The sequence below is a fragment of the Micromonospora radicis genome, assembly GCF_003583405.1.
GTDB lineage: Bacteria > Actinomycetota > Actinomycetes > Mycobacteriales > Micromonosporaceae > Micromonospora > Micromonospora radicis.
Window position 1 is genome coordinate 61,733 of the sequence record NZ_QXEC01000010.1, and the last position, 26,800, is coordinate 88,532.

20 protein-coding genes and 1 pseudogene are annotated in these 26,800 nt (G+C 73.3%); 6 read left to right on the forward strand and 15 right to left on the reverse strand.

Features of this window, described 5'->3' with window-relative positions:
• Window positions 1-33: 33 nt before the first annotated feature.
• From mraY to mraZ, 7 genes are all read right to left on the reverse strand, one after another.
• Window positions 34-1,167, reverse strand: a complete 1,134-nt coding sequence (mraY, locus tag D2L64_RS12605) for a phospho-N-acetylmuramoyl-pentapeptide-transferase (RefSeq protein WP_119575616.1) — start codon at window positions 1,165-1,167, stop codon at window positions 34-36.
• Window positions 1,164-2,588, reverse strand: coding sequence for a UDP-N-acetylmuramoyl-tripeptide--D-alanyl-D-alanine ligase (locus D2L64_RS12610; protein WP_119575618.1), 1,425 nt, complete (start codon window positions 2,586-2,588; stop codon window positions 1,164-1,166). Before D2L64_RS12610 ends, mraY begins: the two co-directional genes overlap by 4 nt.
• Complete coding sequence (locus D2L64_RS12615; RefSeq protein ID WP_119575620.1) at window positions 2,585-4,105, reverse strand: UDP-N-acetylmuramoyl-L-alanyl-D-glutamate--2,6-diaminopimelate ligase; 1,521 nt, start codon at window positions 4,103-4,105, stop codon at window positions 2,585-2,587. Before D2L64_RS12615 ends, D2L64_RS12610 begins: the two co-directional genes overlap by 4 nt.
• A gap of 294 nt (window positions 4,106-4,399) precedes the next feature.
• The gene (locus D2L64_RS12620; protein WP_119575622.1) at window positions 4,400-6,622 is read right to left on the reverse strand and encodes a peptidoglycan D,D-transpeptidase FtsI family protein; all 2,223 of its coding nucleotides are present in this window, start codon (window positions 6,620-6,622) and stop codon (window positions 4,400-4,402) included.
• 3 nt (window positions 6,623-6,625) lie between these two features.
• The gene (locus D2L64_RS12625; protein WP_119575624.1) at window positions 6,626-7,231 is read right to left on the reverse strand and encodes a hypothetical protein; all 606 of its coding nucleotides are present in this window, start codon (window positions 7,229-7,231) and stop codon (window positions 6,626-6,628) included.
• Window positions 7,228-8,334 (reverse strand): 16S rRNA (cytosine(1402)-N(4))-methyltransferase RsmH, encoded by a 1,107-nt coding sequence (rsmH, locus tag D2L64_RS12630; protein WP_119575845.1) that lies wholly within the window; start codon window positions 8,332-8,334, stop codon window positions 7,228-7,230. Before rsmH ends, D2L64_RS12625 begins: the two co-directional genes overlap by 4 nt.
• 209 nt (window positions 8,335-8,543) lie before the next feature.
• Entirely contained in the window at window positions 8,544-8,975 is a 432-nt protein-coding gene (mraZ, locus tag D2L64_RS12635; RefSeq protein WP_119575626.1) for a division/cell wall cluster transcriptional repressor MraZ, read from the reverse strand.
• A 354-nt stretch (window positions 8,976-9,329) separates the two neighbouring features.
• Between mraZ and D2L64_RS12645 the strand changes: the two genes are divergently transcribed.
• From D2L64_RS12645 to D2L64_RS12655, 3 genes are read left to right on the forward strand one after another with little or no spacing between them, the layout of a single operon-like run.
• A complete protein-coding gene (locus D2L64_RS12645) occupies window positions 9,330-10,577 on the forward strand; it encodes a Mur ligase family protein (protein WP_119575628.1) in 1,248 nt (415 codons plus the stop codon).
• Window positions 10,567-11,289, forward strand: coding sequence for a type 1 glutamine amidotransferase (locus D2L64_RS12650; protein ID WP_119575630.1), 723 nt, complete (start codon window positions 10,567-10,569; stop codon window positions 11,287-11,289). The genes D2L64_RS12645 and D2L64_RS12650 overlap by 11 nt, the downstream gene beginning before the upstream one ends.
• Complete coding sequence (locus D2L64_RS12655; RefSeq protein WP_119575632.1) at window positions 11,286-12,047, forward strand: TVP38/TMEM64 family protein; 762 nt, start codon at window positions 11,286-11,288, stop codon at window positions 12,045-12,047. The genes D2L64_RS12650 and D2L64_RS12655 overlap by 4 nt, the downstream gene beginning before the upstream one ends.
• 69 nt (window positions 12,048-12,116) lie before the next feature.
• On the opposite strand, the gene leuS is transcribed toward D2L64_RS12655, so the two are convergent.
• The 7 genes and pseudogenes from leuS to mbhE form a co-directional block, all read right to left on the reverse strand.
• Window positions 12,117-14,948, reverse strand: coding sequence for a leucine--tRNA ligase (leuS, locus tag D2L64_RS12660; RefSeq protein ID WP_119575634.1), 2,832 nt, complete (start codon window positions 14,946-14,948; stop codon window positions 12,117-12,119).
• A 258-nt stretch (window positions 14,949-15,206) separates the two neighbouring features.
• Window positions 15,207-15,557, reverse strand: a complete 351-nt coding sequence (gene mnhG / locus D2L64_RS12665) for a monovalent cation/H(+) antiporter subunit G (RefSeq protein ID WP_119575635.1) — start codon at window positions 15,555-15,557, stop codon at window positions 15,207-15,209.
• Window positions 15,554-15,811 (reverse strand): monovalent cation/H+ antiporter complex subunit F, encoded by a 258-nt coding sequence (locus D2L64_RS12670; protein ID WP_119575851.1) that lies wholly within the window; start codon window positions 15,809-15,811, stop codon window positions 15,554-15,556. The genes mnhG and D2L64_RS12670 overlap by 4 nt, the downstream gene beginning before the upstream one ends.
• Entirely contained in the window at window positions 15,808-16,269 is a 462-nt protein-coding gene (locus D2L64_RS12675; protein ID WP_119575637.1) for a Na+/H+ antiporter subunit E, read from the reverse strand. Before D2L64_RS12675 ends, D2L64_RS12670 begins: the two co-directional genes overlap by 4 nt.
• Window positions 16,266-17,729 carry a proton-conducting transporter transmembrane domain-containing protein gene (locus D2L64_RS12680; protein ID WP_119575639.1) on the reverse strand — a complete coding sequence of 488 codons (1,464 nt, stop codon included), beginning with the start codon at window positions 17,727-17,729 and terminating at the stop codon, window positions 16,266-16,268. The genes D2L64_RS12675 and D2L64_RS12680 overlap by 4 nt, the downstream gene beginning before the upstream one ends.
• A gap of 101 nt (window positions 17,730-17,830) precedes the next feature.
• Window positions 17,831-18,127: pseudogene (locus D2L64_RS12685) on the reverse strand (sodium:proton antiporter); the annotation flags it as partial.
• 46 nt (window positions 18,128-18,173) lie between these two features.
• Window positions 18,174-20,954, reverse strand: coding sequence for a hydrogen gas-evolving membrane-bound hydrogenase subunit E (mbhE, locus tag D2L64_RS12690; RefSeq protein WP_119575643.1), 2,781 nt, complete (start codon window positions 20,952-20,954; stop codon window positions 18,174-18,176).
• 283 nt (window positions 20,955-21,237) lie between these two features.
• Here mbhE and D2L64_RS12695 point away from each other — a divergent pair, with 283 nt between their 5' ends.
• Genes D2L64_RS12695 through D2L64_RS12705 form a run of 3 tightly spaced genes read left to right on the forward strand, consistent with a single transcriptional unit; the run spans window position 21,238 to window position 26,081 of the window.
• Window positions 21,238-22,290, forward strand: coding sequence for an AAA family ATPase (locus D2L64_RS12695; protein WP_119575645.1), 1,053 nt, complete (start codon window positions 21,238-21,240; stop codon window positions 22,288-22,290).
• Window position 22,291: 1 nt separating this feature from the next.
• Complete coding sequence (locus tag D2L64_RS12700; protein ID WP_119575647.1) at window positions 22,292-23,590, forward strand: DUF58 domain-containing protein; 1,299 nt, start codon at window positions 22,292-22,294, stop codon at window positions 23,588-23,590.
• Window positions 23,591-23,606: 16 nt separating this feature from the next.
• Entirely contained in the window at window positions 23,607-26,081 is a 2,475-nt protein-coding gene (locus tag D2L64_RS12705) for a transglutaminase TgpA family protein (protein ID WP_119575649.1), read from the forward strand.
• 263 nt (window positions 26,082-26,344) lie between these two features.
• Here D2L64_RS12705 and D2L64_RS12710 read toward each other — a convergent pair whose 3' ends face one another.
• On the reverse strand, window positions 26,345-26,740 hold the full coding sequence (locus D2L64_RS12710) for a DUF3040 domain-containing protein (RefSeq protein WP_119575651.1): 396 nt from the start codon (window positions 26,738-26,740) through the stop codon (window positions 26,345-26,347).
• Between the last annotated feature and the right edge of the window lie 60 nt (window positions 26,741-26,800).

Sequence of the window (26,800 nt, forward strand, 5' to 3'; positions counted from 1 at the left end):
CAGGTGGGGGTGGGGGTGGGGGTGGGGGTGGGGTCAGCCCATGTTGGCTAGGAAGTCGCTGTAGAAGAGGCCCAGGGCGATGGCTACGCCGATGCCGGCGATGATCCAGAAGCGGACCACGATGTTGACCTCGCTCCAGCCGGCGAGTTCGAAGTGGTGCTGGAGGGGGGACATCCGGAACACCCGTTTGCCGGTGGTCTTGAAGGAGATGATCTGGATCACCACCGACATGGTGATGATCACGAACAGGCCGCCGATGATCAGCAGCAGCAGGATGGTCCGGGTGGACATCGCCATGCCGGCGATCAGGCCGCCCAGCCCGAGCGCGCCGGTGTCGCCCATGAAGATCCGGGCCGGTGAGGTGTTCCACCACAGGAAGCCCACACAGGCCCCGGCCGCCGCCCCGGCGATCAACGCGATCTCCAGCGGATCCCGCACCGTGTAGCAGTAGTTGTTCGGGTTGGCGGTGTACGCCGGATCGGCGCACCAGTGCCGGTACTGCCAGAAGGCGATCACCGCGTACGCGCCGAGCACCATCACCGAGGCCCCGGTGGCCAGGCCGTCGAGCCCGTCGGTGAGGTTCACCCCGTTGGTCGCCGCCATCACCACGAAGATGAAGATGATCACGGCGCCGATCTTGGTCACGTCCAGCGCCGGGATGTCCCGGATAAAGCTCAGCGTGGTGCTGCCGACGGTCTCGGTGTTGGTCACCGCGCCCGAGGCGTCGGTCATGGTGGACGGGAAGTAGAGCGCGATCACGCCGAACACCGCGCCGACCAGGATCTGCCCGAGCAGCTTGCCGCGGGCGCTCAACCCACCGCTGTGCCGCTTGCGCACCTTCAGGAAGTCGTCGATGAAGCCGACCGCGCCGCAGAAGACCATCAGCCCCAGCAGCACCAGCGCGGTGATGGTCGGCTCCACCTGGGCGATCTGCGCGTCCGGCAGGGTGGTCAACGCCAGGTGACCCGCGACGTACGCGATCACGGTGGCGAGGATGAACACCACGCCGCCCATGGTCGGGGTGCCCTTCTTGCCCTGGTGCATCTGCGGGCCGTCAGTCCGGATCGGCTGACCCGCCTTCAGCCGGGTGAAGACCCGGATCGCGATCGGGGTGCCGAACAGCGAGACGAGGAAGGCCACCCCGATGGCCACGATGACCGCTCTCACGCCGCGCCACCCCCGGCCACCGGACCGGCCGGGGAGCCGGCGACCGCGTCGGCACGCAGCGCGTCGGCCACCTCCCAGGTCCGGTACCGGGACCCCTTCACCAGGACGACGTCGCCCGGCCGTAGCTCGCTGCGCAGCACCTCGACGGCCGCCGCCTGATCGGTGAGCAGCACCGATTCTCCTCCCCAGTCACCTACCGATGTCGCCCCGTGGTGGATCGGCGCCGCCGCCTCGCCGACCACGAGCAGCCGGGCGACGCCCAGCTCGGCCGCCAGGCGGCCCATGTCGGCGTGCCCCTGCGTCTCGAACTCACCCAGCTCGGCCATGTAGCCGAGCACCGCGACGGTACGCCGTCCGACGCCGATGCCGGCCAGCGCACGCAGCGCCACCGCCATCGACGCCGGGTTGGCGTTGTACGAGTCGTCGATCACGGTCACCCCGTCGGTACGCTCGAAGACGTCCATCCGACGGGTGGAGACCAGCCCGAGCGCACCCAGCGCGACGGCCGTCTCGGCCAACGGCATGCCCAGCTCCCGGGCCACCGCCGCCGCGGCGAGGGTGTTCCAGACCTGGTGCCGCCCGGTCAGCCCGAGCCGTACCGGCGCGCTGCCCTCCGGCGTCACCAGGGTGTACGCGGGCCGCCCGCGCTCGTCCAGTGTCACGTCCACGGCCCGTACGTCGGCGTGTGCCGCCTCGCCGTACCGGACCACCCGGGCGGTCGTCCGGCTCGCCATCGCGTCGACCAGCGGGTCATCGGCGTTGAGTACCGCCAGCCCGTCGGCCGGCAGCGCCTCGACCAGCTCGCCCTTGGCCAGCGCGATGTTCTCCTGCGAACCGAACTCGCCGATGTGCGACACCCCGACGTTGAGCACCACGGAGATCCGCGGCGGCGCCACCTCGCACAGGTACCGCACGTGCCCGATGCCCCGGGCGCCCTTCTCCAGCACCAGGTAACGGGTGGACGGCCCCGCCTGCAACGCCGTGTACGGATGCCCCAGCTCGTTGTTGAACGACCCGGGCGGCGCCACCGTCTCGCCGAGCCGGGCGGTGAGCTGGGCGATCAGATCCTTGGTGGTGGTCTTGCCGGAGGAGCCGGTCAGCCCGATCACGGTCAGCCCGGGCAGCCGGTCGACCACGGCGCGGGCCAACCGGGCCATCGCGGTCAGCGCGTCGGCGACCACCACCATCGGCACGCCGGGCACCTCACGGGTACCCAGCACCGCCACCGCACCGGCCGCGACGGCCCCGGCGGCGAAGTCGTGCCCGTCCACCTGCTCGCCGTCGAAGGCGACGAAGAGTCCCCCCGGGGTGACCTTGCGGGAGTCGAACTCGACGCTCCCGGTCACCTGGGCGGCGGGGTCGGCGGCGACCAGTCGCCCGTCGACGGCCGACGCGACCTCGGCCAGGCTCAGCGCGATCACCGGTGACCCGCCAGCTTGCCGAAGCGGGCCCGCAGCGCGTCGGCCAGCTCGGTCACGTCGTCGAACGGGAACACCTCGCCGGCGATCTCCTGGCCGCGTTCGTGGCCCTTGCCGAGCACCGCCACCACGTCACCGGGGGCCGCCAGCCGGACCGCCTCGTCGATCGCCGCGCGTCGCCCGGCCACCTCCACCACCCGGGCCGGTGTGTCGGCTCCGTACGCGCCGGCCAGCACCTCGGCCCGGATCGCCGAGGGCTCCTCGGTGCGCGGGTTGTCGTCGGTCACCACCACCACGTCGGCTCCCTCCGCGGCTGCGGCACCCATCAGCGGCCGCTTGCCCCGATCCCGATCGCCGCCCGCGCCGATCACACAGATCAGCCGGCCGGCACTGAGTTCCCGCAGCGCGGCCAGGACGGCCACCACGGCGTCGGTCTTGTGCGCGTAGTCGACGACCCCGCGTACCCCGCCGGCCACGCCCACCGACTCCAGCCGGCCGGGTACGCCGCCGCAGTCGGCCACGCCCCGCGCGGCGGTCGCCGGGTCGATCCCGGCGGCGACCAGGGTGGCGATGGCCAGCAGCGCGTTCGCCACGTTGTGCCGGCCGGGCAGCGCCACCCGGGCGTCCAGGACCAGCCCGTCCGGGCCGTGCGCGGTGAACCGCTGGGCGTACCCCTCGCCGTCGACGTCGTCGGCCCACCAGGTGGCGGCCCGGTCACCGGCGGCCGAGAAACCCACCGTCGCGGGCCGGAACAGCGCCTTGAGCGCCGGGTCGTCCTGGTTGAGCACCTCGACGGCGCAGCGACCGTCGAACAGGCGTGCCTTGGCGGCGAAGTAGTCCGCCGAGTCGGCGTGGAAGTCGAGGTGGTCGGAGCCGAAGTTGGTCCAGCCCCCCACGGTGAACCGCACGCCGCCGACCCGGCCCATCGCCAGGGCGTGGCTGGAGACCTCCATGACCACCGCGGTGACCCCGCGCTCCCGGGCGGCGGCCAGCATCGCGTGCAGGTCGGTGGCTTCCGGCGTGGTCCGTACGCTGTCCAGCACCAGGTCGCCGAGGCGGGTCTCCACGGTGCCGATCAGGCCGGTGGTGTGTCCGGCGGCGCGCAACCCCGACTCGACGAGGTACGCCGTCGAGGTCTTGCCGGCGGTACCGGTCACCCCGATCACGGTCAGCGCCGCGGTCGGATCGCCGTAGACGGCCGAGGCGAGCCCACCGAGTTCCGCCCGGGGGTCGGCCACCACCAGGGCCGGCAACCCACTCGCGGCGGCCAGTTCGGCGCCCGCCGGGTCGGTGAGTACTGCCACCGCTCCGGCGCCCGCCGCGGCGGCGGCGAACTCCGCGCCGTGTCGACGGGCACCGGGCAGCGCCGCGTACAGATCGCCGGGGCGCACCTCCTGGCTGGCGTGGGTCACCCCGGTCACCACCGGATCGATGCTGGTGGAGGGCGCCACGGCGAGCCGGGCGGCTAGGTCACCGAGCCGGATTCCGGGCACGGTACGGGGACGAGGATTGCCGCGCACGGCGTCAGACCCTACCCGGTCGCCCGCTGTCGGCCGCACGGCGCGCCTGAATCTCCGTCGCAGGGAGTCAGACCGCAGGTCGCCGCCGCCGGGACCGCTGCCGTCCTCGCCCGGATCATGATCACGCTCGATCCCGGACCGATTGGCCTTCGGGACGGCGGCAGCCACTCGATCCGGGATCGGGCGCATCGCACCAGACAGCGGATGCGGCCCGGCCGCCGGCGAATCCGCGACACCCCGCCACGGATCCACCGACGTCGTCGGACGGCTGGTCGAAGACGACGACCGACGTCATTACGGGAAGACCGTGAACTTCGGTGCCGGTTCGCTCGACGGCGGCACCTTGAAATGGCGCAGGGTGAAGGTCATCATTTCTCGGAACGCCGGAGCGGCGACGGTTCCGCCGCCACCACTCGGGCTGTGCACGAATACCGCGATCACATATCGAGGATTCTCCGCCGGAGCCATTCCGATGAACGAGGCTACGTCGCCGGGCTGTTTCTTGCCGTCGACCAGCCGCCAGCCGGTCCCGGTCTTGCCGGCCACCCGGTAGCCGGGCACCGCCGCGGCCCGCCCGGTGGCGTTGTCCACGGTGGTGACCGCCTCCATGATGGTACGCAGCGAGGCGGCGTGGTCCGGACTGAGCACCTGGCGGGTCACCGGGGCCTCGGCCGGCGTCCGGTTGCCCTTCGGGTCGATCGTCTCCTTGACCAGGTGCGGCTGGATGTACGTGCCGTCGTTGGCGATGGCGGCGTACGCGGCGGCCATCTGCAACGGGGTGGCGTCGACGCTGTGCCCGATCGGCACCGACCCGTGTGACGATTCGCTCCACTCCGAGATCGGCAGCAGCCGGCCGCTGGCCTCACCGGGCATGCCGACCCCGGTCGGCTTGCCGAGGCCGAATCGCCGCTGGTAGTCGAGCAGGCGTTCCGGGCCGAGCTTGTCGGCGATCTGGATGGTGCCGACGTTGGAGGAGTAGGCCATCATTCCGGCCACGCTCATCCGTCGTCCGTTGGCGAAGTGCGTGTCCGGGAACCAGGTGTCACCCTTACGGATGGCGTTGGCGACGGGGAACGACGTCTCGGGCGTGATCACCCCCTCCTGGAGGGCCGCCCCGAACGTGATCGCCTTGTGCACCGAGCCGGGGTCGACCACGAAGCTGGTGGCCGCGTCCTCCCGGTCGGTCGGGTCGCTGCTGCGCGGCCTCGCCGCGTTGTAGGTCGGGTCGCTGGCCTGCGCCAGCACCTCGCCGGTGCGCACGTCCAGCACCACCGCGGCGGCGGTGCTGGCCTGCACCGCCTTCGCCTGCTCGCTGAGGATCCGCTGCGTCATGAACTGCAGGTCCCGGTCGATGGTCAGCACCATCGAACTGCCCGGCTTGGCTTCGGTGGTCCGGCTGTAGCCGCCGGGGATGGGCGCGCCGAGACCGATCTCGAAGGTCCGTTCGCCGTCCTCGCCGTGCAGCAGGTCGTCGTAGCGCGCCTCCAACCCCTCCAACCCGGCCATGTCGAGGCTGGTGAAGCCGAGCAGGTTGGCGGCCAGGTCGCCGCCGGGCACCTCCCGCCGCTCGTCGCGCTGGGTGTGGATGCCGGACAGGTCGAGCGCGGCGATCTCCCGCGCGCGGTCGATGTCCACCCCCCGGGCCAGGTACTCGAACTCGGAGTCGACGCCGTTGATCCGCTTGCGCGGTTGCATCTTCGTCGCCAGCTCCGAGGCCGGGATGCCGAGCAGCGGGGAGAGTGTCCGGGCGGTCGCCTCGATGTCCTCGACCCGGGTGGGGTCGGCGTAGACGTACCGGGCCTCGACGCTGTGCGCCAGCGGGGCGCCGTCCCGGTCGTAGATCGCGCCGCGGGGCGCCGGCAACTTCACGGTCCGCAGCCGGTCGGCGAGCCCGCCGTCGGCGTACGCCGGTGTCTCCACCGCCTGGAGCACGACGAGCCGGACACCGATCGCGACGAACAGGGCCATCGCCAGCGCGGTGCCCAGGCGCAGTCGGCGGCCCGGGTCGGCGAGCTTGGGCGGGCGGGGTGGCTTGCGGGCCGGGCGGCGGCCCGGCGGCCGGTCGTCGCGGCGGGGATCCCGGCCGCCGACCCGCCGTCGCGGTGCCGCGGTCGTCGCCGCGTCGGACCGGGTGCGGGCGGTGACGGTACGCACCACCGTGGTGCGGCCGGCCGCACCGTCCCGACGGGCCGGACCGCCCTGCCGGTCACCGGCCCGGGTCGCGGCGGCCCGGCCGCCGTCGAGCACCTGCAACGCCGGCCGGAACGGATCCTGGGACCGGCTGCTGCGGGGCGTACGACGCTGCTCGGCACGCCCGGCGGCCGGCGCGCCGCCACCTTCCCGGACGGTCCGGCCCCGTGGGGTGTACGCGCGGGCGTCGGAGATGCCACCGATGCTCGATTCGCCGCCACGTTCCCCGCCGGTGCGGGGCGGTACCCCGCGATCCGACCCACCACGCGACGAACCGCGCCGGGAGCCTGTGGCGTCCCGGCGCGGTTCCTCCGACCTCGATGGCACGGCCTACCGCTCCGCGCCCTGGGTGCTCGTGATCGACGCCTGCCCGCCGGCCGGCTGCGGCACGCCGATCAGCTTGCCGTCGGGCAGCCGGATCAGCGCCGGCTCACCCGACTCGACCAGCCCCAGCTTGCGGGCCTGGGCGGCCAGGTTGCCCGGCGCCTCGGCGTCGGCGATCTCCTTGGTCAGCTGCTGCTGCTCCACGTCGAGCTTGGCCTGCTGCTCCTGGAGCTCCAACAGCCGGAAGGCGTTCTCGTTGATCTTCGTGTTGACCGCCAGGATGCCCAGTACCCCGCCGACCACCAGCACCACGACCAGCGCCGCGAAGGGCGCCCGGGGCACCCGTACCGGCGGCGGCGGGGCGACCCGCAGCCGCGGCGACTCCGCCCGCTGCGGCTCGGCGGCGACCCGCTCCACCGGACGCAGCGCGGCGCTGCCCTGGGTGGGGAACTCGCGCGCCCCCCGGGCGCGAGTCTCCTCCAGTCGGCTCACCCGGTCGGTGCGCCGGTTGACGTCTCCGGTCCCCCTGGCCCGCTCCGCCGCGATCCGGCCCCCCGACCGCGGTGCGCGCTGCCCGACGTCGGCGACATCCCGACGCTTGTCCACGTTCATGTTCCCTCCCCCTCTTCGTCCGTCGTCTCCCCCGGGCCCCGCCTGGGATCCGATCCGGAACCACCGGCCGAGCCCGTCCCCGGTTGGTGCATCGCCTTGACCCGGCGGCGGTACCGTTCGCGGTCGGTACGCCCCTGTTGCCGGGCCTGCGGGTCGATCCGTTCCGCCGCCCGCAGGCGGACCGAAGCGGCCCGCGGGTTGGCGTCGACCTCCCCCTCCCCGGGCAGCTCCGCGCCCCGGCTGAGCAGCCGGAACGTCGGCTCAGACCCGGGCAGTTCGACCGGGAGGTCGACCGGGCCCGTACTGCGGACCCGGCCGGCGAGCGCCTGTTTGGTGAGCCTGTCCTCCAGCGAGTGGTAGGACAGCACCACCAGGCGACCGCCGATGGAAAGTCGGTCCAGAGCGGCCGGCAACGCGGTTTCCAGCGCCGCCAGTTCCCTGTTTACCTCGATCCTTAAAGCCTGAAACGTTCTCTTTGCCGGGTGCCCGCCCGTTCGTCGGGCTGGTGCCGGAATGGACTCCCGGACCAACTCGGCCAACCGCGCCGACGAGGTGATCGGGGCCCGCTCCCGCTCGCGGATGATCGCCGAAGCGATCCGGCCGGCGAACTTCTCCTCGCCGTACACCCGCAGCACCCGGGCCAGATCCGGGTGGGCGTAGGTGTTGACCACCTGCTCGGCGGTCACCCCCCGGGTCTGGTCCATCCGCATGTCCAGCGGCGCGTCCTGCGCGTACGCGAACCCGCGGTCGGGCGCGTCGAGCTGCAACGAGGAGACGCCGAGGTCGAACAGGACGCCGTCCACGGCCGGATAGCCCAGCCGGTCGAGCACCTCGGGCAACTCGTCGTAGACGGCGTGCTCCAGGTGGATCCGGTCGGCGAACCGAGCCAGCCGGACCCGGGCGTGGGCGAGCGCCTCGGTGTCCCGATCCAGCCCCACCAGGATGGTCTCCGGGTGGGCCTGCAACACCGCCTCGGCGTGCCCGGCCAGGCCCAACGTCGCGTCGACGTGCACGGTGCGGCCACCCCGGCCCAGCGCGGGGGCCAGCAGCTCGAGACACCGCTCGAGCAGCACCGGCACGTGCGTGCCGCGTAGCTCCCCCATGTCGACCCCCACTGGTTGCACCGTTGTCGTTCCCGCGCCCTGCTCGTCGGACGACGCCGTGCCGTCGTACCGCCAGATCCCCATCCGCTCCCCGCCCGCCCGTCGGGCCACGGCCCTCCGTGTCGGATCGTGCCCCTGGCACCGGGGAAGGGATGCCAGGAACTCGAAAGCGGCTGGAGATCTCGCAGTACGTCGGGCGCCGTCACGCCCTACAGACCGCCTGGCAGCACCCCTTCCTCGATGTCGGCGAAGTCGTCTTCGCTCTCGGCGAGGTAGGTCTCCCAGGCGACCTTGTCCCAGACCTCGACCCGAGTGCTCGCCCCGATGACCACCAGATCCCGGTCGAGCCCCGCGTAGCTGCGCAGGTGCGCCGGGATGGTGACCCGGCCCTGCTTGTCGGGGACCTCGTCGTGCGCGCTGGCGAAGAAGACCCGGCTGTAGGCCCGGGCCGCCTTGTGTGTCATCGGCTGCGCGCGCAACTGCTCCGCGATGCGCTGGAACTCGGGCGTCGGAAAGACGTAGAGGCAGCGCTCCTGCCCTTTGGTGATCACGACACCCCCCGCCAGCTCATCCCGGAACTTCGCCGGAAGGATCAACCGGCCCTTGTCGTCCAGACGTGGGGTGTGGGTGCCGAGGAACATCGGCCCAACCCCCTCGCCCTTCTAGCGGCGTTCGCGCGCCGCAGACCCCCCGGGCCGGTGGGCCCTCCCGGCCTCACCAATGCGCCCCACTCTACTCCACTTCCCTCCACCCGCAACCAGATTCGACCGCGTGGCGCGCCGCTCTGGACGACAAAACCGCACGTCAGCCGGGGTGGAGCGGAGTGGAGGGCCGAGGCGCCGCGGGGGCGGGTCCGCTATCCGACATAGATCGACTCCGTCCGGCGGAGCGGTCGCCGCCCGGCCGCCACGAAAGCTGAGCCGAACGGATCGTCGTCGGTGGCGATCTGACCCCTCCGGTGGTCCGGTAACCTCGCTCGCGTGACGGACGCGAAGATGCCCCTGCGGGCGAAGGTGGCCAGCTCCGTGTCGCGGACCGCCGCGGCGCTGTCGCGCGCCGCGGGACGCGGCGACGGCTCGGTGATCGGCGGCTGGCTCGGTCTCAAGATCGACCCGGACCTGCTCGCCCACCTGTCCTCGGGGCGGGCCATCGCACTGGTCTCCGGCACCAACGGCAAGACGACCACCACCCGGTTGGCCGCCGCGGCGGTCGGCGTCCTCGGCCGGGTCGCCACCAACTCGTTCGGCGCCAACATGCCGACCGGCCACACCTCCGCCCTGGCGAAGGCGGGCAGCACCCCGTACGCGGTGCTGGAGGTCGACGAGCACTACCTGGCGCAGGTGATCGAGGCGACCGAGCCACACGTGGTGGCGCTGCTGAACCTCTCCCGCGACCAGCTGGACCGGGCCAAGGAGGTCGCCATGATGGCGCAGCTCTGGCGCGCCGCGCTGGCCCGCCACCCGGACATCCGGATCGTCGCCAACGCCGACGACCCGATGGTGGTCTGGGCCGCCACCCCGCCCGCCAGCCACGACCACCAGATCACCCCGCCGCACGTCACCTGGTTCTCCGCCGGGCAGCGCTGGCACGACGACTCCTGGGTCTGCCCCGAGTGCGGCTCCACCATCCAGCGCTCCGGCGACCAGTGGTGGTGCACCGGCTGCGCGCTGCGCCGGCCCGAGCCGCAGTGGACCGTGGACGAGGAGGGCGTGGTCGACCCGACCGGCGCCTGGTACAAGGTCAAGCTCCAGCTCCCGGGCAAGGTCAACGTCGGCAACGCGGCCACCGCCCTGGCCGTGGCCGCCGAGTTCGGGGTACGCCCGTTCGACGCCGTCCCCCGCCTCGGTGACGTCACCTCCGTCGCCGGCCGGTACGCGCAGGTGGTGCGGGACGGCCGCACCGTCCGGCTGTTGCTGGCCAAGAACCCGGCCAGCTGGCTGGAGGCGTTCGACATGGCCGACCTCGCGCCGACCCTGCTGTCCATCAACGCCCGCGACCCCGACGGGCTGGACACCTCCTGGCTGTTCGACGTCGACTTCGCCCCGCTGCGCGGGCGCCAGGTGCTGATCACCGGCGACCGGGCCTACGACCTGGCCGTCCGGCTGGACGTCAACGACGTACCGTTCCAGCACGTACGCACCTTCGACGAGGCGGTCCGGGCGGTACCACCGGGGCGGCTGGAGGTCATCGCGAACTACACCGCGTTCCAGGACATCCGAGCGGAGTTGGACCGTGTCAACTGAGACCCTGCGTATCGTCTGGATCTACCCGGACCTGCTGTCCACCTACGGCGACCGGGGCAACGTGCTGATCCTGGCCCGGCGGGCGCGCCAGCGCGGGTTCCCGGTCGAGGTGCTGGAGGTCCGCTCCGACCAGCAGCTGCCCACCACCGCCGACATCTACCTGATCGGTGGCGGCGAGGACGGGCCGCAGGCGCTCGGCGCGCAACGGCTGCTCGCCGACGGCGGGTTGCACCGCGCGGTGGCCCAGGGGTCGGTGGTCTTCGGTGTCTGCGCCGGTTACCAGCTGCTCGGCACCTCGTTCTTCGCCAAGGGCACCCAGTACCGCGGGCTGGAGCTGCTCGACCTCAGCTCGGACCGGGGCGAGACCCGCGCGGTCGGCGAACTCGCCGGTGAGATCGACGCCCGGCTGGGCCTGCCGCCGCTGACCGGCTTCGAGAACCACGGCGGGCGCACCCGGCTCGGCCCGGGTGTCGCCCCGCTGGCCCGGGTCACCACCGGGATCGGCAACGACGGCAACACCGAGGGGGCGTGGCGGGGCAAGCTGCTCGGCACGTACTCCCACGGGCCGGCGCTGGCCCGCAACCCGGCCCTGGCCGACCTGCTGTTGCGCTGGGCCACCGGCGCCCAGCAGCTCCCGCCGCTGGACGACACCTGGGCCGACCGGCTGCGGGCCGAGCGCCAGACCGCGGTGGCCGTCGCCGCCCGGCCATGACCCCGGCCGTCCGGCGGCTGCTCGGTGTCGTCCGGGCCTGGGCGACCGGGAGCGGCACCACGCGAGCCGGACGGCGCGGGCTCCGGTTCGGGCTACCCCCGTCGGTACTCCGGTTCGGCGTACTGCTGCTCCTGCTGGCCGGATTCGGGCTGACGCTGCTGCTGGCGCCGCTGCCCGACCCGGCGACGTTGCCGCAGCTGGCCGACCGGCTGGGCGCGTTCGCCCCGGTCGCGGCCGTCCTCGGCGGTGCGCTGCTGCTGGTGGCGCTGGTGCCGCGTACCTTCATCACGCTCGCCTCGGGGGCGATCTTCGGAATGCTGCCGGGCGCCCTGTACGCGCTGGGTGCCGCCCTGGTCGCGGCGGCGGTCGGCTTCACCGTGGGTCGACTGCTGGGCCGGGAGTTCGTGGCCGAACGGGTACGCGGCCGGCTGGCCCGCCTGGACGGCTGGTTCACCCGGCAGAGCGTGCTCGGCGTGATGACCGTACGGCTGCTGCCGGTCTCCGGCTTCGGCCTGGTCAGCTACGGCTACGGCACCACCGGCGCCCGGCTGCTGCCGTTCCTCGCCGGCAGCGTGATCGCCTCCGTGCCGACCGCGTTCGGCTACGCGGCGGTCGGTGCCGCCGTCACCTCCCCCGGCGGGATCAACTGGTTCGCCGCCGCGCCGGCCGCGCTCGGCCTGATCGCCAGCGCGGTGCTGATCGCCCACTGGTGGCGCGCCGAGCAGCGACGCCGCACCACCCCCGCACCACCTGGTTGATCATGAGGTTGGCGGCGGCTTGAAGATCAGCCACTGCCGCCAACCTCATGATCAACGGAGCGGGTGGGGTCACCGCACCACGGAGACCATGCGGCCCTTCACCACGATGACCTTGCGGGGATCCTTGCCGGCCAGTACGCCGGCCACCGCGGCCAGCGCCTCGGCGCGGACGGCCTCCTCGGTGGCGTCGGCGGGAACCTCGATGCGGCCGCGGACCTTGCCGTTGACCTGGACCGGGTAGGTGACCGTCTCGGCGACCAGCAGGGCCGGGTCGGCGACCGGGAAGTCCGCGTAGGTCAGCGAGGTGTCGTGACCCAGCCGCCGCCACAACTCCTCGGCGATGTGCGGGGCGACCGGCGCCAGCATCAGCACCAGCGGCTCGGCCACCTCCCGCGGCGTACGGGCCAGCCGGGTCACCCCGTTGGTCAGCTCGATCAGCTTGGCGATCGCGGTGTTGAACCGGATCCCCTCCATGTCGCCCCGGACGCCGTCGATCACCTTGTGCAGCAGCCGTCGGGTCGCCTCGTCGGCGGGCTCGTCGACCACCCGCGACTCGCCGGTCTGTTCGTCGACGATGGCCCGCCAGACCCGCTGCAGGAACCGGTACGAGCCGACCACCGCCCGGGTCTCCCACGGGCGGGACACCTCCAGCGGCCCCATCGACATCTCGTACACCCGGAACGTGTCGGCACCGTACGCCGCGCACATCTCGTCCGGGGTGACCACGTTCTTCAGGGACTTGCCCATCTTGCCGTACTCGCGGCTGACCTGGACGTCGCCCAGGAACCAGCCGCCGTCGCGCTCGACGACCTCCTCGGCCGGCACGTACGCGCCCCGGGCGTCGGTGTACGCGTACGCCTGGATGTAGCCCTGGTTGAACAGCTTGCGGAACGGCTCGAAGCTCGACACGTGCCCCAGGTCGTACAGCACCTTGTGCCAGAACCGGGCGTACAGCAGGTGCAGCACGGCGTGCTCGGCGCCGCCGACGTACAGGTCCACGCCGCCGCAGTCGCCCTCGCCGCGCGGCCCCATCCAGTACCGCTCGGTCTCCGCGTCGACGAACCGGTCGCCGTTGGTCGGGTCCAGGTAGCGCAGCTCATACCAGCAGGAGCCGGCCCACTGCGGCATGACGTTTGTCTCCCGGGTGTAGCGCTTGGGACCGTCACCCAGGTCCAGCTCCACCTCGACCCAGTCGCGGCGGCGCGACAGCGGCGTCTCCGGGTTGCTGTCCGCGTCCTCCGGATCGAAGGTACGCGGGGAGAAGTCGTCCACCTCGGGCAGCTCGACCGGCAGCATCTCCTCCGGCAGCGCGATGGCGGACCCGTCGGCGTCGTAGACGATCGGGAACGGCTCACCCCAGTACCGCTGCCGGCTGAACAGCCAGTCCCGCAGCCGGTAGGTGGTCGCGCCCCGACCGGTGCCGGTCTCCTCCAGCCAGGCGATGATCCGCGCCTTGGCGTCGGCCACCCCCAGGCCGTCCAGGTCCAGACCGCGCTCGGGCGCGGCGCTGTTGATCGCCGGACCGTCCCCGGTGTACGCCTTACCGTCGAAGCCCTCCGACGGCTGCACGGTACGCACGATCGGCAGCTCGAAGACCTCCGCGAACTCCCAGTCCCGCTCGTCCTGGGCGGGTACCGCCATGATCGCGCCGGTGCCGTAGCCGGCCAGTACGTAGTCGGCGATGAAGATCGGGATCTGCCCACCGGTGACCGGGTTGGTGGCGTACCCGCCGGTGAAGACGCCCGTCTTCTCCTTGGTGTCGGCCTGCCGCTCGACGTCGGTCTTGGCACCGGCCGCCTTGCGGTACGCCTCGACGGCGGCGCGCGGGCTGGCGTGCCCGCCGGTCCACGCGTCCCGGGTGCCCTGCGGCCAGGCCGCCGGCACCAGCGCGTCGACCAGCTCGTGCTCGGGCGCCAGCACCATGTAGGTGGCCCCGAAGATGGTGTCCGGCCGGGTCGTGAACACCCGGATCGGGGCAACGGCGGTCGGGAAGTCGATGTGCGCGCCGGTGGACCGGCCGATCCAGTTGCGCTGCATCAGCTTGATCGGCTCGGGCCAGTCCAGCTTGTCCAGGTCGTCCAGCAGCCGGTCACCGTACGCGGTGATCCGCATCATCCACTGCTTCAGGTTGCGCTTGAAGACCGGGAAGTTGCCCCGCTCGGAGCGGCCGTCGGCGGTGACCTCCTCGTTGGCCAGCACCGTGCCCAGCCCGGGGCACCAGTTCACCGGCGCCTGCGACACGTACGCCAGCCGGTGGTCGTCGACGACCTGACGGCGCTCGGCCGCGGACAGCTCGCTCCACGGGCGACCGTCCGCGGTACGCCGGGTCCCGGCGGCGAACTCGGCGGTCAGTTCGCTGATCGGGCGGGCCCGACCGGCCTCGCGGTCGTACCAGGAGTTGAAGATCTGCAGGAAGATCCACTGGGTCCAGCGGTAGAAGTCGGTGTCGATGGTGGCCACCGAGCGCCGCTGGTCGTGGGCCAGCCCCAGCCGGCGCAGCTGCTCCCGGTACCGCCCGATGTTCGCCTCGGTGGTGGCCCGGGGGTGGGTGCCGGTCTGCACCGCGTACTGCTCGGCGGGCAGGCCGAACGCGTCGAAGCCCATCGCGTGCAGCACGTTGCGGCCGGCCATCCGCTGGTAGCGGGCGAAGCAGTCGGTGCCGATGTAGCCCAGCGGGTGCCCGACGTGCAGCCCCGCGCCCGACGGGTACGGGAACATGTCCAGCACGTACAGCTTCTCGGCGCCGGTGCGCGGGTGGGCCGGGTCGGCCAGCGGACCGGACGGGTTCGGGGCGTGGAAGCTGCCCTCCCGTTCCCAGACGTCCTGCCAGCGGCGTTCGATCTCGTCGGCCAGCACCGCGGTGTATCGGAACGGTGGGCTGTCGCTGGTCGGGGTACTCATGGCCTCTCCTCGAGTCGCTCGGCGGAGTCTGTCCGTGCTGGCTGGTCTCGGAACTGCGCCCGGCGGCCCGTCCCGGGCCGGCGCCCGGGCAGGAGGTGCGGCGGGCACAAAAAAGCCCCTCGCGCAGGAGGGGCCGCCGTGCTGTCGCGCGTTCAGCGCATCAGCACGGCCCGGTAAGAAGCAGGAAGACTCCGGCCATGTCCGGCAGTGTACCGCCATCGACAGGCCACCGTCGCCCGCCACCCCCGCCCCGCCCGCTCAGTCCTGGTCGGCGGGGGTGGGGCCGGCCCGGCCGCCGAGTTCGTCGTAGCGGGTCACGGCCGCCAGCGGCGCCCCGGACCGGTACGCGGCCCGGGCCAGGGCGTAGCCGCCGACCGGCGCGGTGAACAGTTGCAGGCCGACCGCCACCAGCACCACCACGGCGGTACGCGGACCCGGCATCAGCAGCAGCACCCCCAGCAGGACGAAGCTCAGCCCGAGGCTGGCCGCCTTGGCCACCGAGTTCATCCGGTTGTACACGTCCGGCAGGCGGACCATGCCCACCGCGCTGATCGCGATCAGGGCGGTACCGAGCAGCAGCAGCACCGACGCGGCGAGGGTACGGATCACGGCTGCCGCCGGTGCACCAGTCGGGCCATCGCCACGGTGGCCAGGAAGCTCACCAGCGTGCCGGTGAGCACCAGGTCGAGCAGATCCGGTGCGTCCAGCCGGGCGGCGAGCAGGGCCAACGCCGCCAGGAAGACGAAGAACCCCAGGTCCAGCGCGGCGGCCCGGTCGGCGTCGGTCGGCCCGATCACCAGCCGGCCGATCACCACCGCCATCGCTCCCACCAGGACCACGAGCAGTACGTCGAGCAGGATCATCGCCACCTCCACGGCACGCCCGCGCCGTCGCCGGGCGGTTCGTCGTCGGGTCCGTTCTCGGCGGGGTGGTCGGCCGGGCGGATCGCGGCCAGCACCCGCCGTTCCAACTCGGCGACGTCCCGGCGGAAGGCCACCGGGTCGGCGGCGTACATGCCGTGCACCGACAACGCCGTCGGGTCGCGGTGGATGGCCAGGGTGAGGGTGCCCGGGGTCAGGCTGACCGCCAGCGCCACCGCGGCCACCTCGGTGTCGGTGACCGCCCGCAGCGGCACCCGCACCACCCCCGGCGTCAGGCCCGAGCCGGGGGTCAGGATCTCCCAGGCCACGGCGAGGTTGGCCTGGCACAACCGGACGGCGAAGTAGCCGGTGAAGCGGAGCACCCGACCGGCCCGTACCGCCACGCGCCGGGTGGGCCCGGTGGGGGTGCCCCGGCTCGTTCCGCCGGTGGGTCGCCTCATCGGCCGGTCACCGCCCGGACGTAGCCGGCCGGGTCGCGCAGCCCCGCCGCGGCGGTCTCCGCCACCACCAGCAACGGTTCGGCGGCCAGCCCCGCCACCAGTGCGACGGCGGCCAGCGCCAGCGGCGGGGCGGTCAGCGCCGGGCCGATCCGGGCCGCCACGGCCGCCGAGGCCGGCGGTTCGCTGGTGAACAACGCACTCCAGATCTTCAGCATGGACAGCAGGGTCACCAGGCTGACCAGCACCGCCACCGTCATCGCCAGCCAGGCGCCGGCCTCCGCGGCGGCCCGCAGCAGCAGGAACTTCGCCAGGAAGCCGGCGAACGGCGGCAGGCCGGCCAGCGACAGCGCCGCCCCGGCGAAGGCCACGGCCAGTACCGGTCGCACGGTGGCCAGACCGCCGGCACCGCGCAACCGATCGGTACCCCGCCCAGCGCGCACCGCCGCCGCACAGAGGAACAGCGCCGCCTTCACCAGGACGTACTGGGCCAGGTAGTAGACGGCCGCGGTGAGGCTCGCGGCGGTGAACAGCGCCAGGCCGAGCAGCACGTAGCCGATCTGGCTGACCATGTGGAAGGTCAGGATCCGGCGCATCGAGTTCTCCCCGACCGCGCCGAGCACCCCCACCACCATCGACAGCACCGCCACCGTGCCGAGCAGCCAGTGGTAGGCCGGGTCGCCGCCGTACACCACCGCGTAGACGCGGATCACCGCGTACAGGCCGACCTTGGTCAACAGGCCGGAGAAGAGCGCCACCACCACCGGCGAGGCCACCGGGTAGGTGCGGGGCAGCCACTCGTGCGTCGGCACCAGCGCGCTCTTCACGCCCAGGGCCAGCAGCACCACCCCGGCGGCCACCGCCACCAGCGGTTCGTCCCGGGCCGCGCCGGCCAGTTCGCCCAGGCCGACCACCCCGGTGGTGCCGTACACCAGGGCCACACCGGTCAGCAGCAGGGTGGAGCCGAGCAGGTTGGTCGCCACGTACACCCGGCCCGCGCCGTCGCGCCCGGCCCCACCGGCCAGGCTCAGCAGCACGTACGACGGCACCAGCATGACCTCGATCAACACGAAGAGGTTGAACAGGTCGGTGGTGAGGAACGCCCCGTACGCTCCCGCCGAGAGCACCAGCACCAGCGGCAGGAAGTGCGGCCGGCGGTCGTCTCCGCTACCCACGGCGGAGACCAGGCAGCAGCACACCACCAGCGCCGCGACGGTCACCAGCAGGGCGCTGAGCGCGTCCGCGGCCAGGCCGATCGCGGCCACCGGCGGCCAGCCACCGACCCGCAACACGGGTACCGATCCGTCGGCGGTGCCGACCAGCAGCACCACCCCCGCCACCAGCACCGCCACCGTGGTGACCAACGCGGCGGCCCGGTGTACCCGGATCCGGCCCGGCAGTACGAGCAGCACACCGGCCACCAGCAGCGGCCCGGCCACCGGCAACAGCAGCAGGGTGGTCACGACGGCTCCCCCGTCGGTCGGGTGTCGTCGGCGCGGCCGCCGGGGTCGGCGCGGCCGGGTGCGGCGGGATCACCGGCGGCGCCGGGGCCGGCGGACCCGCCGGTCGCGGTGGGCTCCGGCCCGCCGCGGCGGCGGAGCAGGCCGAGCAGGTGGATGGTGATGCCGAAGGTGATCACGATCGCGGTGAGCACGAACGCCTGCGGCAACGGGTCGGCGGTCTGCGGACCCACCTCCTCCAGCGCCGTGGTGCGGCGGTCCAGCCCTCCGGCGGCGAGCAACACCACGTTGACCGCGTGCCCGAGCAGGACGAAGCCCAGCACCACCCGCAGCTGCCCCGGTCGCAGCAGCAGGTACACGCCGGCCGCCACCAGGACACCGACCATGACCGTGGCGCTCACCCCGGCCCCCCGTCGGCGGGACGGGGGCGGCGACGGCGCCCGCCGCTCACCGGGCGACTCCGGCCGCCGGGCGGGCGGCGGGTGTCCCGAGCCGCCGCACCGCGGCCACCACCAGCGCCAGCACCATCAGGTAGACGCCGAGATCGAACACGAGCGAGGTGGTCAGCGAGGGCAGCCCGCTGGGTGACTCGACGTGCAGCGGGGCGAGCAGGGGCCGGCCGACGGTCAACGGCGCCAGCCCGGCGCCGACGGCGGCCGACAGCCCCGCCGCGAGCAGCGGTACCGCCGGCAGCCGGCCCAGCAGTGGTGCGCCGCCGGGGCAGGCGAGCTGTCCCAGGCCGACCGCGGTGCCGGCGAGCAGTCCCCCGATGAAGCCGCCGCCGGTCTCCTCGTGGCCGCGGAGGAAGAGCACCGCCGAGGCCACCAGCATCACCGGCGCGAGCACCCGGTAGGCGAGGCCGAGCACGACGTCACCGCCGGTGGGTTCACCCGCGACCGGGCCGGCGCCCGCGGCGGCGCCGCCGAGTGGCCGGGTGCCGGCGCCACCGGCCGGCGCGGTGAGGCGGACCAGCCCGAGGGCCACCACCGCGAGCACCACCGCCTCGCCGAGGGTGTCCAGGGCCCGGAAGTCGACCAGGATGGTGTTGACGACGTTCGCCCCGCCGGTCAGCTCCTCCGCCTGCTCCAGGTACCACCGGCCCGGCTCGGAGAGCTGGGTACGACCGGTCAACGCGGCGGTGCCGGCCGCCGCAGCGACCCCGGTCGCCACCGCCAACAGCGCCGCGCCGAGCACCGGACGACCCGGGCCGACGCCCGTCAGGCGGCGCGGCTGCTGCCGCAGGGCCAGCATGACGACGACCGCGGTGAGCACCTCGACCAGCATCAGGGTCAGCGCCACGTCCGGGGCTCCGGTGGTCAGGAACCAGGCCGACAGCAGCAGTCCCACCACCCCGGTCAGCCCGATCGCGGCCAGCGCGGAGCGCACCACGAGCAGCCCGGCCAGGGTCGCCACGAGCAGTCCGACCAGCAGCCAGTCGCCGGGCCGGCCCGGGCCGCCGGGCGCGGGGGCCGGGACTCCGGGCAGCACCAGGGCGAACACCGCCAGCGCCACCACCGCCAGCAGCGGCCGCACCAGGTACGGGGCCGGACCGGGCGGATGCGCCCCACGGGCCACGACCGCACCGAGGCGCAGCAGCGCGTGTCGACCCCGGTCCAGCAGTACGGCGAAGGGCGGTGTGGTCGGTACCGCCGACAGCCAGCGGTGCACCCGGACCCGTCCGACGAACAGCAACGTACCCAGCAGCACGGCGGCGACGCTCAGGCCGAGCGCTGGGGTGAAGCCGTGCCAGAACGCCAGGTAGGGCGAGCCGCCACCGGGGCGGGCGTCGTCGGCGGCCCGCTGCACCAGCGGGCTCAGCACGGTCACCGCCGGCCCGAGGGCGGTGGCGAGCACCGCGGCCAGCCCGGCCGGGGCGAGGAACGCCCAGGACGGCTCACGCAGCTGACGCTGCCGGGTCGGTCCCTCGCACATGCCGTGCACCAGCCGGGCCGCGTACCCGAAGGTGAGTACCGAGGCGAGCAGCCCGAGTCCGGCGGCGCACCAGCCCAGCCACGTCCCGCCGGGGGCGGCACCGAGCGACTCGAAGATCGCCTCCTTGCCGACGAAGCCGATGGTGGGCGGCAGCCCGGCCAGCGACATCGCGGCGAGCGCGGTGAGCCCGACCGTCACCGGCATCACCCGGTGCAGGCCGGACAGCTCCCGTACGTCGCGGCTGCCCGCCTGGTGGTCGATGATGCCGACGAGCATGAACAGGGTGGCCTTGAACAGCGCGTGCGCGACGGTGTAGAGGATCGCCGCCGCGTCGGCGGCCGGGGTACCCACCCCGATCACCCCGACCAGCAGGCCGAGTTGGCTGACCGTGGAGTACGCGAGCAGCGCCTTGAGGTCGTACTGCCGCAGCGCCAGCGCCGCGCCGAGGACCGCGGTGAGCAGCCCGACGGCCAGCAGCGTGAGATCCCACGCGAGGGTGCCACCGAACACCGCCGAGAACCGCATCAGCAGGTAGACGCCGGCCTTGACCATGGTAGCCGCGTGCAGGTAGGCGCTCACCGGTGTGATCGCCACCATCGCGCCGGGCAGCCAGAAGTGGAACGGCAGTTGCGCGGACTTGGTGAACGCGGCGACCAGGATCAGCGCACCCACCGCCCAGGCCGGGCCGCCGGTGAGCCGCTCCGGCTCGGCGATGATGGTGTTCAGGCTGGTGGTGCCGAGGTGCACCGCCAGCAGCACGATCGCGGCCAGCAGGGCGAGCCCGCCGGCGACGGTGACCAGCAGCGCCTGCACGGCGGGCCCGGTGGCCGCCGGTCGGCCGCCCTGCCCGATCAGCACGAAGGAGACGATCGAGGTCAGCTCCCAGAAGACGAAGAGCACCAGCAGGTCGTCGGCGAGTACCAGGCCCAGCATCGCGGCGGCGAAGACGGTCAGCGTCACGTACACCCGGGCGTAGTCCTCGTCGGAGTCGGCGCTCAGGTAGCGGGGGCAGTAGGCCATGATCAGCGCGCCGACGCCGAGCGCGAGCAGCGCGAAGACCAGGCCGAGCGCGTCCATCCGCAGCGCGGCGGAGACCGCCAGTTCGGGCAGCCACCGCCAGGCGACCGCGACCTCCCGGTCGTCGAGGATCACCGGCAGGCGGCTGAGTAGCAGCGCCGCCCCGACCAGGTACCCCACGGCGAGTGGGTAGCCGGCGTCGCGCCCGAACCGCCGGGTCAGCAGCGGGACGCAGGCGGCCAGGCCGAGTTGCCAGCCGAGTACGACGGCGAGGATCATGCCGGCTCGGACCGGCGGCCCCGCTGAACGTCCGTCGGCATGTTCCTCCTCTTCCGGGCCGGGTCGCGCCCTTACCCGGCAGAACCGGTGACATGCGTTCCGTGACGACAAATCGCTGCGTAAGCACTCAAACACCTGCGGCGGTCGGCGTTGGCGACAAACATGGTTAGCCTGAGAGGCCAGTGAGATTGCTGCGGCAGACGAGGCTCGCACGTCGCGAACCCAGCGGCGGGTCCAGGTGCTCTACTACAGAGCTGCCGTGACTGCGACGAGGAGGAGGCCCGTGACACAACAGACCTGGGACGAAGTTGGCGGTCTGCTGCCGTACGACGAGTTCCGCGCCGCGAGCGACGCCATCGTGGCCAACATCGAGCAGGTCATCCAGGGCAAGACCGCCACCGTGCGGCTCGCCCTGGCCGTCCTGCTCGCCGAGGGTCACCTACTCATCGAGGACGTGCCCGGGGTCGGCAAGACCAAGCTGGCCAAGGCCCTGGCCCGGTCGATCGACTGCTCGGTACGGCGCATCCAGTTCACCCCCGACCTGCTGCCCAGCGACGTCACCGGGGTCAGCGTCTACAACCAGGAGACGCACGACTTCGAGTTCCGCCCGGGTGCCGTCTTCGCCAACCTGGTCGTCGGCGACGAGATCAACCGGGCGTCCCCGAAGACCCAGTCCGCCCTGCTGGAGTGCATGGAGGAGCGGCAGGTCACCGTCGACGGGGTGACGTACCAGCTACAGACGCCGTTCATGGTGATCGCCACCCAGAACCCGATCGAGATGGAGGGCACGTACCCCCTGCCGGAGGCGCAGCGGGACCGCTTCACCGCCCGGATCGCGATGGGCTACCCGGACCCGACCGCCGAGCTGGCCATGCTCGACGGGCACGGCGCCGTGGATCCCCTGCCGGCGTTGCGGCCGGTCTCCGACGCCGACACGGTACGCCGGCTGATCGGGCACGTCCGGCAGGTGCACGTCGCCGACGCGGTCAAGCAGTACGCCGTCGACCTGGTCACCGCCACCCGTGAGTCGCCCGACCTGCGGCTCGGCGCGTCCCCCCGGTGCACGCTGCAGCTGCTGCGGACCGCCCGGGCGGTGGCCGCCCTGGACGGGCGCGACTACGTGCTCCCGGACGACCTGCAGGTGCTCGCGGTGCCGGTGCTGGCGCACCGGCTCATCCCCACCGCCGACGCCCAGCTCGCCCGGCGCACCACCGACGCGATCATCGCCGACCTGGTGCACCGGCTGCCGCTGCCGCACGACCGCAAGCGCTCGCCGTACGAGAACCGTCCGCCGGCCGGCAACGGCCGGGCCCCGTTCGAGCCGCGGAGGCCGTGACGTGCGTGCCGGGCTACGCGGCCTGACCACCCGCGGCCGGTCGTTCCTGGCCGCCGCGCTGGCGGCGGCCATCTCCGCCGGCATCCTCGGCGAGAAGGACCTGCTGCGGGTGGCGGTACTGCTGGCCGTGCTGCCGCTGCTCGCCGCGCTCTACGTCGGGCGCAGCCGGTACAAGCTGGCCTGTCACCGGTCGCTGGAGCCGCACCGGGTGCCGGTGGGCGCCAGCGCCCGGGTGGTGCTGCGGCTGCAGAACATGTCCCGGCTGCCCACCGGCACCCTGCTGCTGGAGGATCGGCTGCCGTACGCGCTGGGCAGCCGGCCCCGGGTGGTGCTGGAGCGGCTCGGCGCGCATCAGGCCAGCTCGGTGGCGTACACGGTGCGCGCCGACGTTCGCGGCCGGTACGAGGTCGGTCCGCTGGTGGTCCGGATGACCGACCCGTTCGGTCTCTGCGAGCTGAGTCGGGCCTTCCCCGGCACCGACCGACTCACCGTCGTCCCCCAGGTGGTGCCGCTGCCGTCGGTACGGCTGCCGGGCGAGTACACCGGCAGCGGTGAGAGTCGGGCCCGCTCGGTCGCGGTGCACGGCGAGGACGACGCGGCGACCCGCGAGTACCGGCGCGGCGACGACCTGCGCCGGGTGCACTGGAAGTCGACCGCGCGGACCGGTGAGTTGATGGTGCGGCGGGAGGAGCAGCCCTGGGAGAGCCGGGCGACGGTCCTGCTGGACACCCGCGCGTACGGCCACCAGGGCGACGGCCCGACGGCCAGCTTCGAGTGGGCCGTCTCGGCCGCGGCCAGCATCGCCATGCACCTGCGCCAGGCCGGTTACAAGCTGCGGCTGGTCACCGGTGCCGGCGACGACGTCGACGCGACCGAGGGTGCCGGCGACGGGCTGCTGCTCGACCAGCTCGCCGAGGTCCGGATGGACCAGCGGGTGGAGATCACGACGCTGGTGCAGCACGTCCGCCAGCGGGCCGACGGTGGTCTGATCATCGGCCTGTTCGGGTCGCTGAGCACCGCCGAGGCCGAGCTGCTGGCCGGGCTGCGGGCCAACGGCGCCACCTGCGTGTGTTTCCTGCTGGACAGCTCCGCCTGGCTCAACCTGCCGGCCGCCGCCCGGGCCGAGGCCGACCAGGCCCACGACGCCGCCGCGCTGGTGCTGTTGCAGGCCGGATGGCGGGTGATCGGCGTCGACCACGGCGGCCGGCTGCCGGCGCTCTGGCCGCAGGCGGGCCGGGGCTCCCAGGGCTTCGCCCTGCGCGCCGCGATGGCCGAGACGGTGGCCGGCGGCGCGCGATGAACGGAAGGTCCCCCTCATGATCGCCCATCGGAACCTTGGCCTGGTGGCCGCGGCCGCGACGCTGCTCGCCGCCGCACCGCTGTCGGCCATCTTCGAACGCTGGACGTGGCTGATCCAGGCGGTCATCGCGGTGGCCGCGGTGGCCGCCGCCGCCGCGCTGGCCCGGCTCGGCCGGACCCCGCTGTGGGCCCAGGTGCTGGCCATGCTCGGTGGCCTCACGCTCGCCCTGACCTGGCTGTTCCCCAGCGGCGAGGAGCTGCTGGCGGTGCTGCCCACCCCGGGCACCTTCGGGCACTTCGCCGAGTTGCTCACCGGCTCGGTCGAGGCCATGCGCTCGTACGGCGTGAAGGTTCCGGACGTCGACCCGCTGCTCTTCGTCACCGTGCTCGGCATCGGGGCGGTGGCGGTCCTGGTCGACGTGCTCTGCGTGGGGTTGCGTCGCCCGGCCCTGGCCGGGCTGCCGATGCTGGCGATCTACTCGGTGCCGGTGGCGGTCTACGTGGACAGCGTGCCGCCGGTGCCGTTCGCGATCGGCGCGGCCGGTTTCCTCTGGCTGCTGGTCGCCGACAACGTCGACCGGGTGCGCCGGTTTGGCCGCCGGTTCACCGGCGACGGCCGGGACGTCGACGTGTGGGAGGCGTCGCCACTGGCCGCCGCCGGTCGCCGGCTGGCCGTGCTGGGGCTCGCGCTGGCCGTGCTGGTCCCGCTGGCCGTGCCGGGGATGACGGTGGGCCTGATGGGCACGCTGAACTCCGGCGTGGGCTCCGGTCTCGGCGGGCCGGGCCTGGGCGCCTCGCCCGGTCGGGTGGACCTGTTCGCCGCGCTCAGCGGTGAACTCAACCAGTCCCGGGTGACCGACCTGGTGAAGGTCACCACCACCGAGCAGGATCCGTTCTACCTGCGCTTCGGCGTCGCCGACGACCTGCGCGCGGACGGTTTCCGGGTACGCGGCCCGAACGGCCAGCGCGCCACCGGCAACCTGCCCGAGCCGGCCGAACGGTCCCGGCCCGGCATCGAACGGACCCGGCACCAGGCCACCGTCGAGGTGACCCGCGAGCTGAACATGCCGCTGCTGCCGTTCTACGCCGAACCGGCCAGCTTCTCCGATCTCGGCAACAGCTGGTTCTACGACCCGAACCTGCAGGTGCTCTTCGCCAACCGGGACAACTCGCGGAGCAAGAAGTTCTCGTTCGAGTACATCCGTTCGACGTACACCCCGCAGGCGCTGCGCTCGGCCCAGCCGCTGCCGGCCGACCTGCCGCTGCGCCGCCAGCAGACCGTCACCCCCGACGTGCCGGAGGTGCGGGCCCTGGTCGCGGAGCTGACCGAGGGCGAGCGCACCGAGTACGACAAGGTGCGGGCCATCTACGACTACTTCTCCGAGGACAACGGCTTCACGTACCAGCTGAGCACCGAGGAGGGCACCAGCGGCCAGGAGATCCTCGACTTCCTGGAGAACAAGGCCGGCTACTGCCAGCAGTACGCCGCGGCGCTGGCCTGGATGGTCCGCGACGCCGGCATCCCGGCCCGGGTCGCCTTCGGGTTCACCAACGGCAACCGGCGCAGCGGTGACACCCTGACCCTGACCAACCGGAACCTGCACGCCTGGACGGAGGTCTACTTCGACCAGATCGGCTGGGTGCCGTTCGACGCGACCCCCTCCTACGGGGTACCCGGCTCGACCCGCTCGGCCTGGGCGCCGGACATCGACGCCCCGGAGGAGTCGACTCCGCAGACCGATCCGACGGACACGCCCGACGACGCCGACCCGTCGGCGGCGCCGGAGCGCGGCCCGGACCAGTTCGAGGCCGGTGACGAGTCGGGTGCCGTCGGCGGCGGCGACACGCCGGCCCGGCAGACCCCGCGCTGGCCCCTGCTGACCGTGGTCGGTGTGCTGGTGCTGCTGCTCCTGCTCGCCATGCCGGCACTGCGCCGGTACGCGCTGCGTCGTCGACGCGGACGGCCGGCGCCGGTGCTGCGTACCGTCGACGTACCGGACGGGGACTCCGCCGAACCGGGTCGGCCGCTGGTGCTGGTCGGTGCCGACTCGGACCGGGCACGGGCGGACGCGCACGCCGCCTGGGCGGAACTGATCGACACGCTTGTCGACTACCGGGTCCGGGTGGACCCGACGGAGACCCCGCGGGCGACCGCCGACCGGCTGGTGCGGGAGACGCTCACCGCCGACGCCGAGGCCGGGACGGCGGCCCGGCTACTCGGCCGGGCCGAGGAACGGGCCCGGTACGCGCGGGATCCGCTGACCGGCGAGCCACTGCCGGCGGCCCTGCACTCGGTGCGTGGCGCGCTCGCCGGGCAGGCCGACCGGCGGACCCGGCTGATCGCGGCCGCGTTGCCGCCGTCGGTGCTGCGCCGGTGGCGGACCACCCTGGCGGACGGTTCGGAACGGCTGGTGACCGGCGTGGGCCGGCTCCGGCACCGGATGCTGCGGTTCAGCCCCCGTCGGCTGATCGCCCAGCGGGTGAGCCGCTGACCGGCGGCCCGGAAACGCCAGAGACCTCCGGCGGTGGGCGACCACTGCCGGAGGTCTTGCTTCGTGGCCGGCGCCGGGCCTGCTGGCCCCGGACGGTGGCGGGCATCGTGGCACCACGACGGTGGCGGCGGAACAGCCGACCGAGCCGGCCGGCTCAGGTGTGAGCGAACGGCAGCGACTCGATCGGCGGCAGGCCGATCGAGCACGATTCACCCCGCAGGGGTGGCCCCGGTGACGCGCCCCGCCTTACCGACGGGGCGGGTTCAGCGGTGCCCCTCCGGGCGCTGACGCCACCGGTCCTCCATCCGGTCGATGAAGCCCGGTCGCCGGCCGGCACGACCGCGGGACCGGCGACGAGTCGCCGTGCCCCCGACCACGTGCAGGTCGGGCGACTGCGCCCGACGGTGCGACTGCACCGCGAACGCGGCCGAGGCCAGCATGACAACGAACCCCGCCACGGCCAGTGGCGGAGTCTTGATCACCGCGCCATACACCAGCAACGCCAGGCCGGCGACGATCAAGCCGGCAGCGACGAGCAGGCGACGCCGCGCATGGAAGCGCGGATCGCTGGCGCGCACGGCCGAGGCGAACTTGGGGTCCTCGGCAAGCGACCGCTCGATCTGCTCGAACAGCCGCTGCTCGTGCTCCGAGAGCGGCACGGCACTCCTCCCCGGTCACGTTGGTCGGTCCGGTCGGACCGACAGACCGTGGCAGCCAAC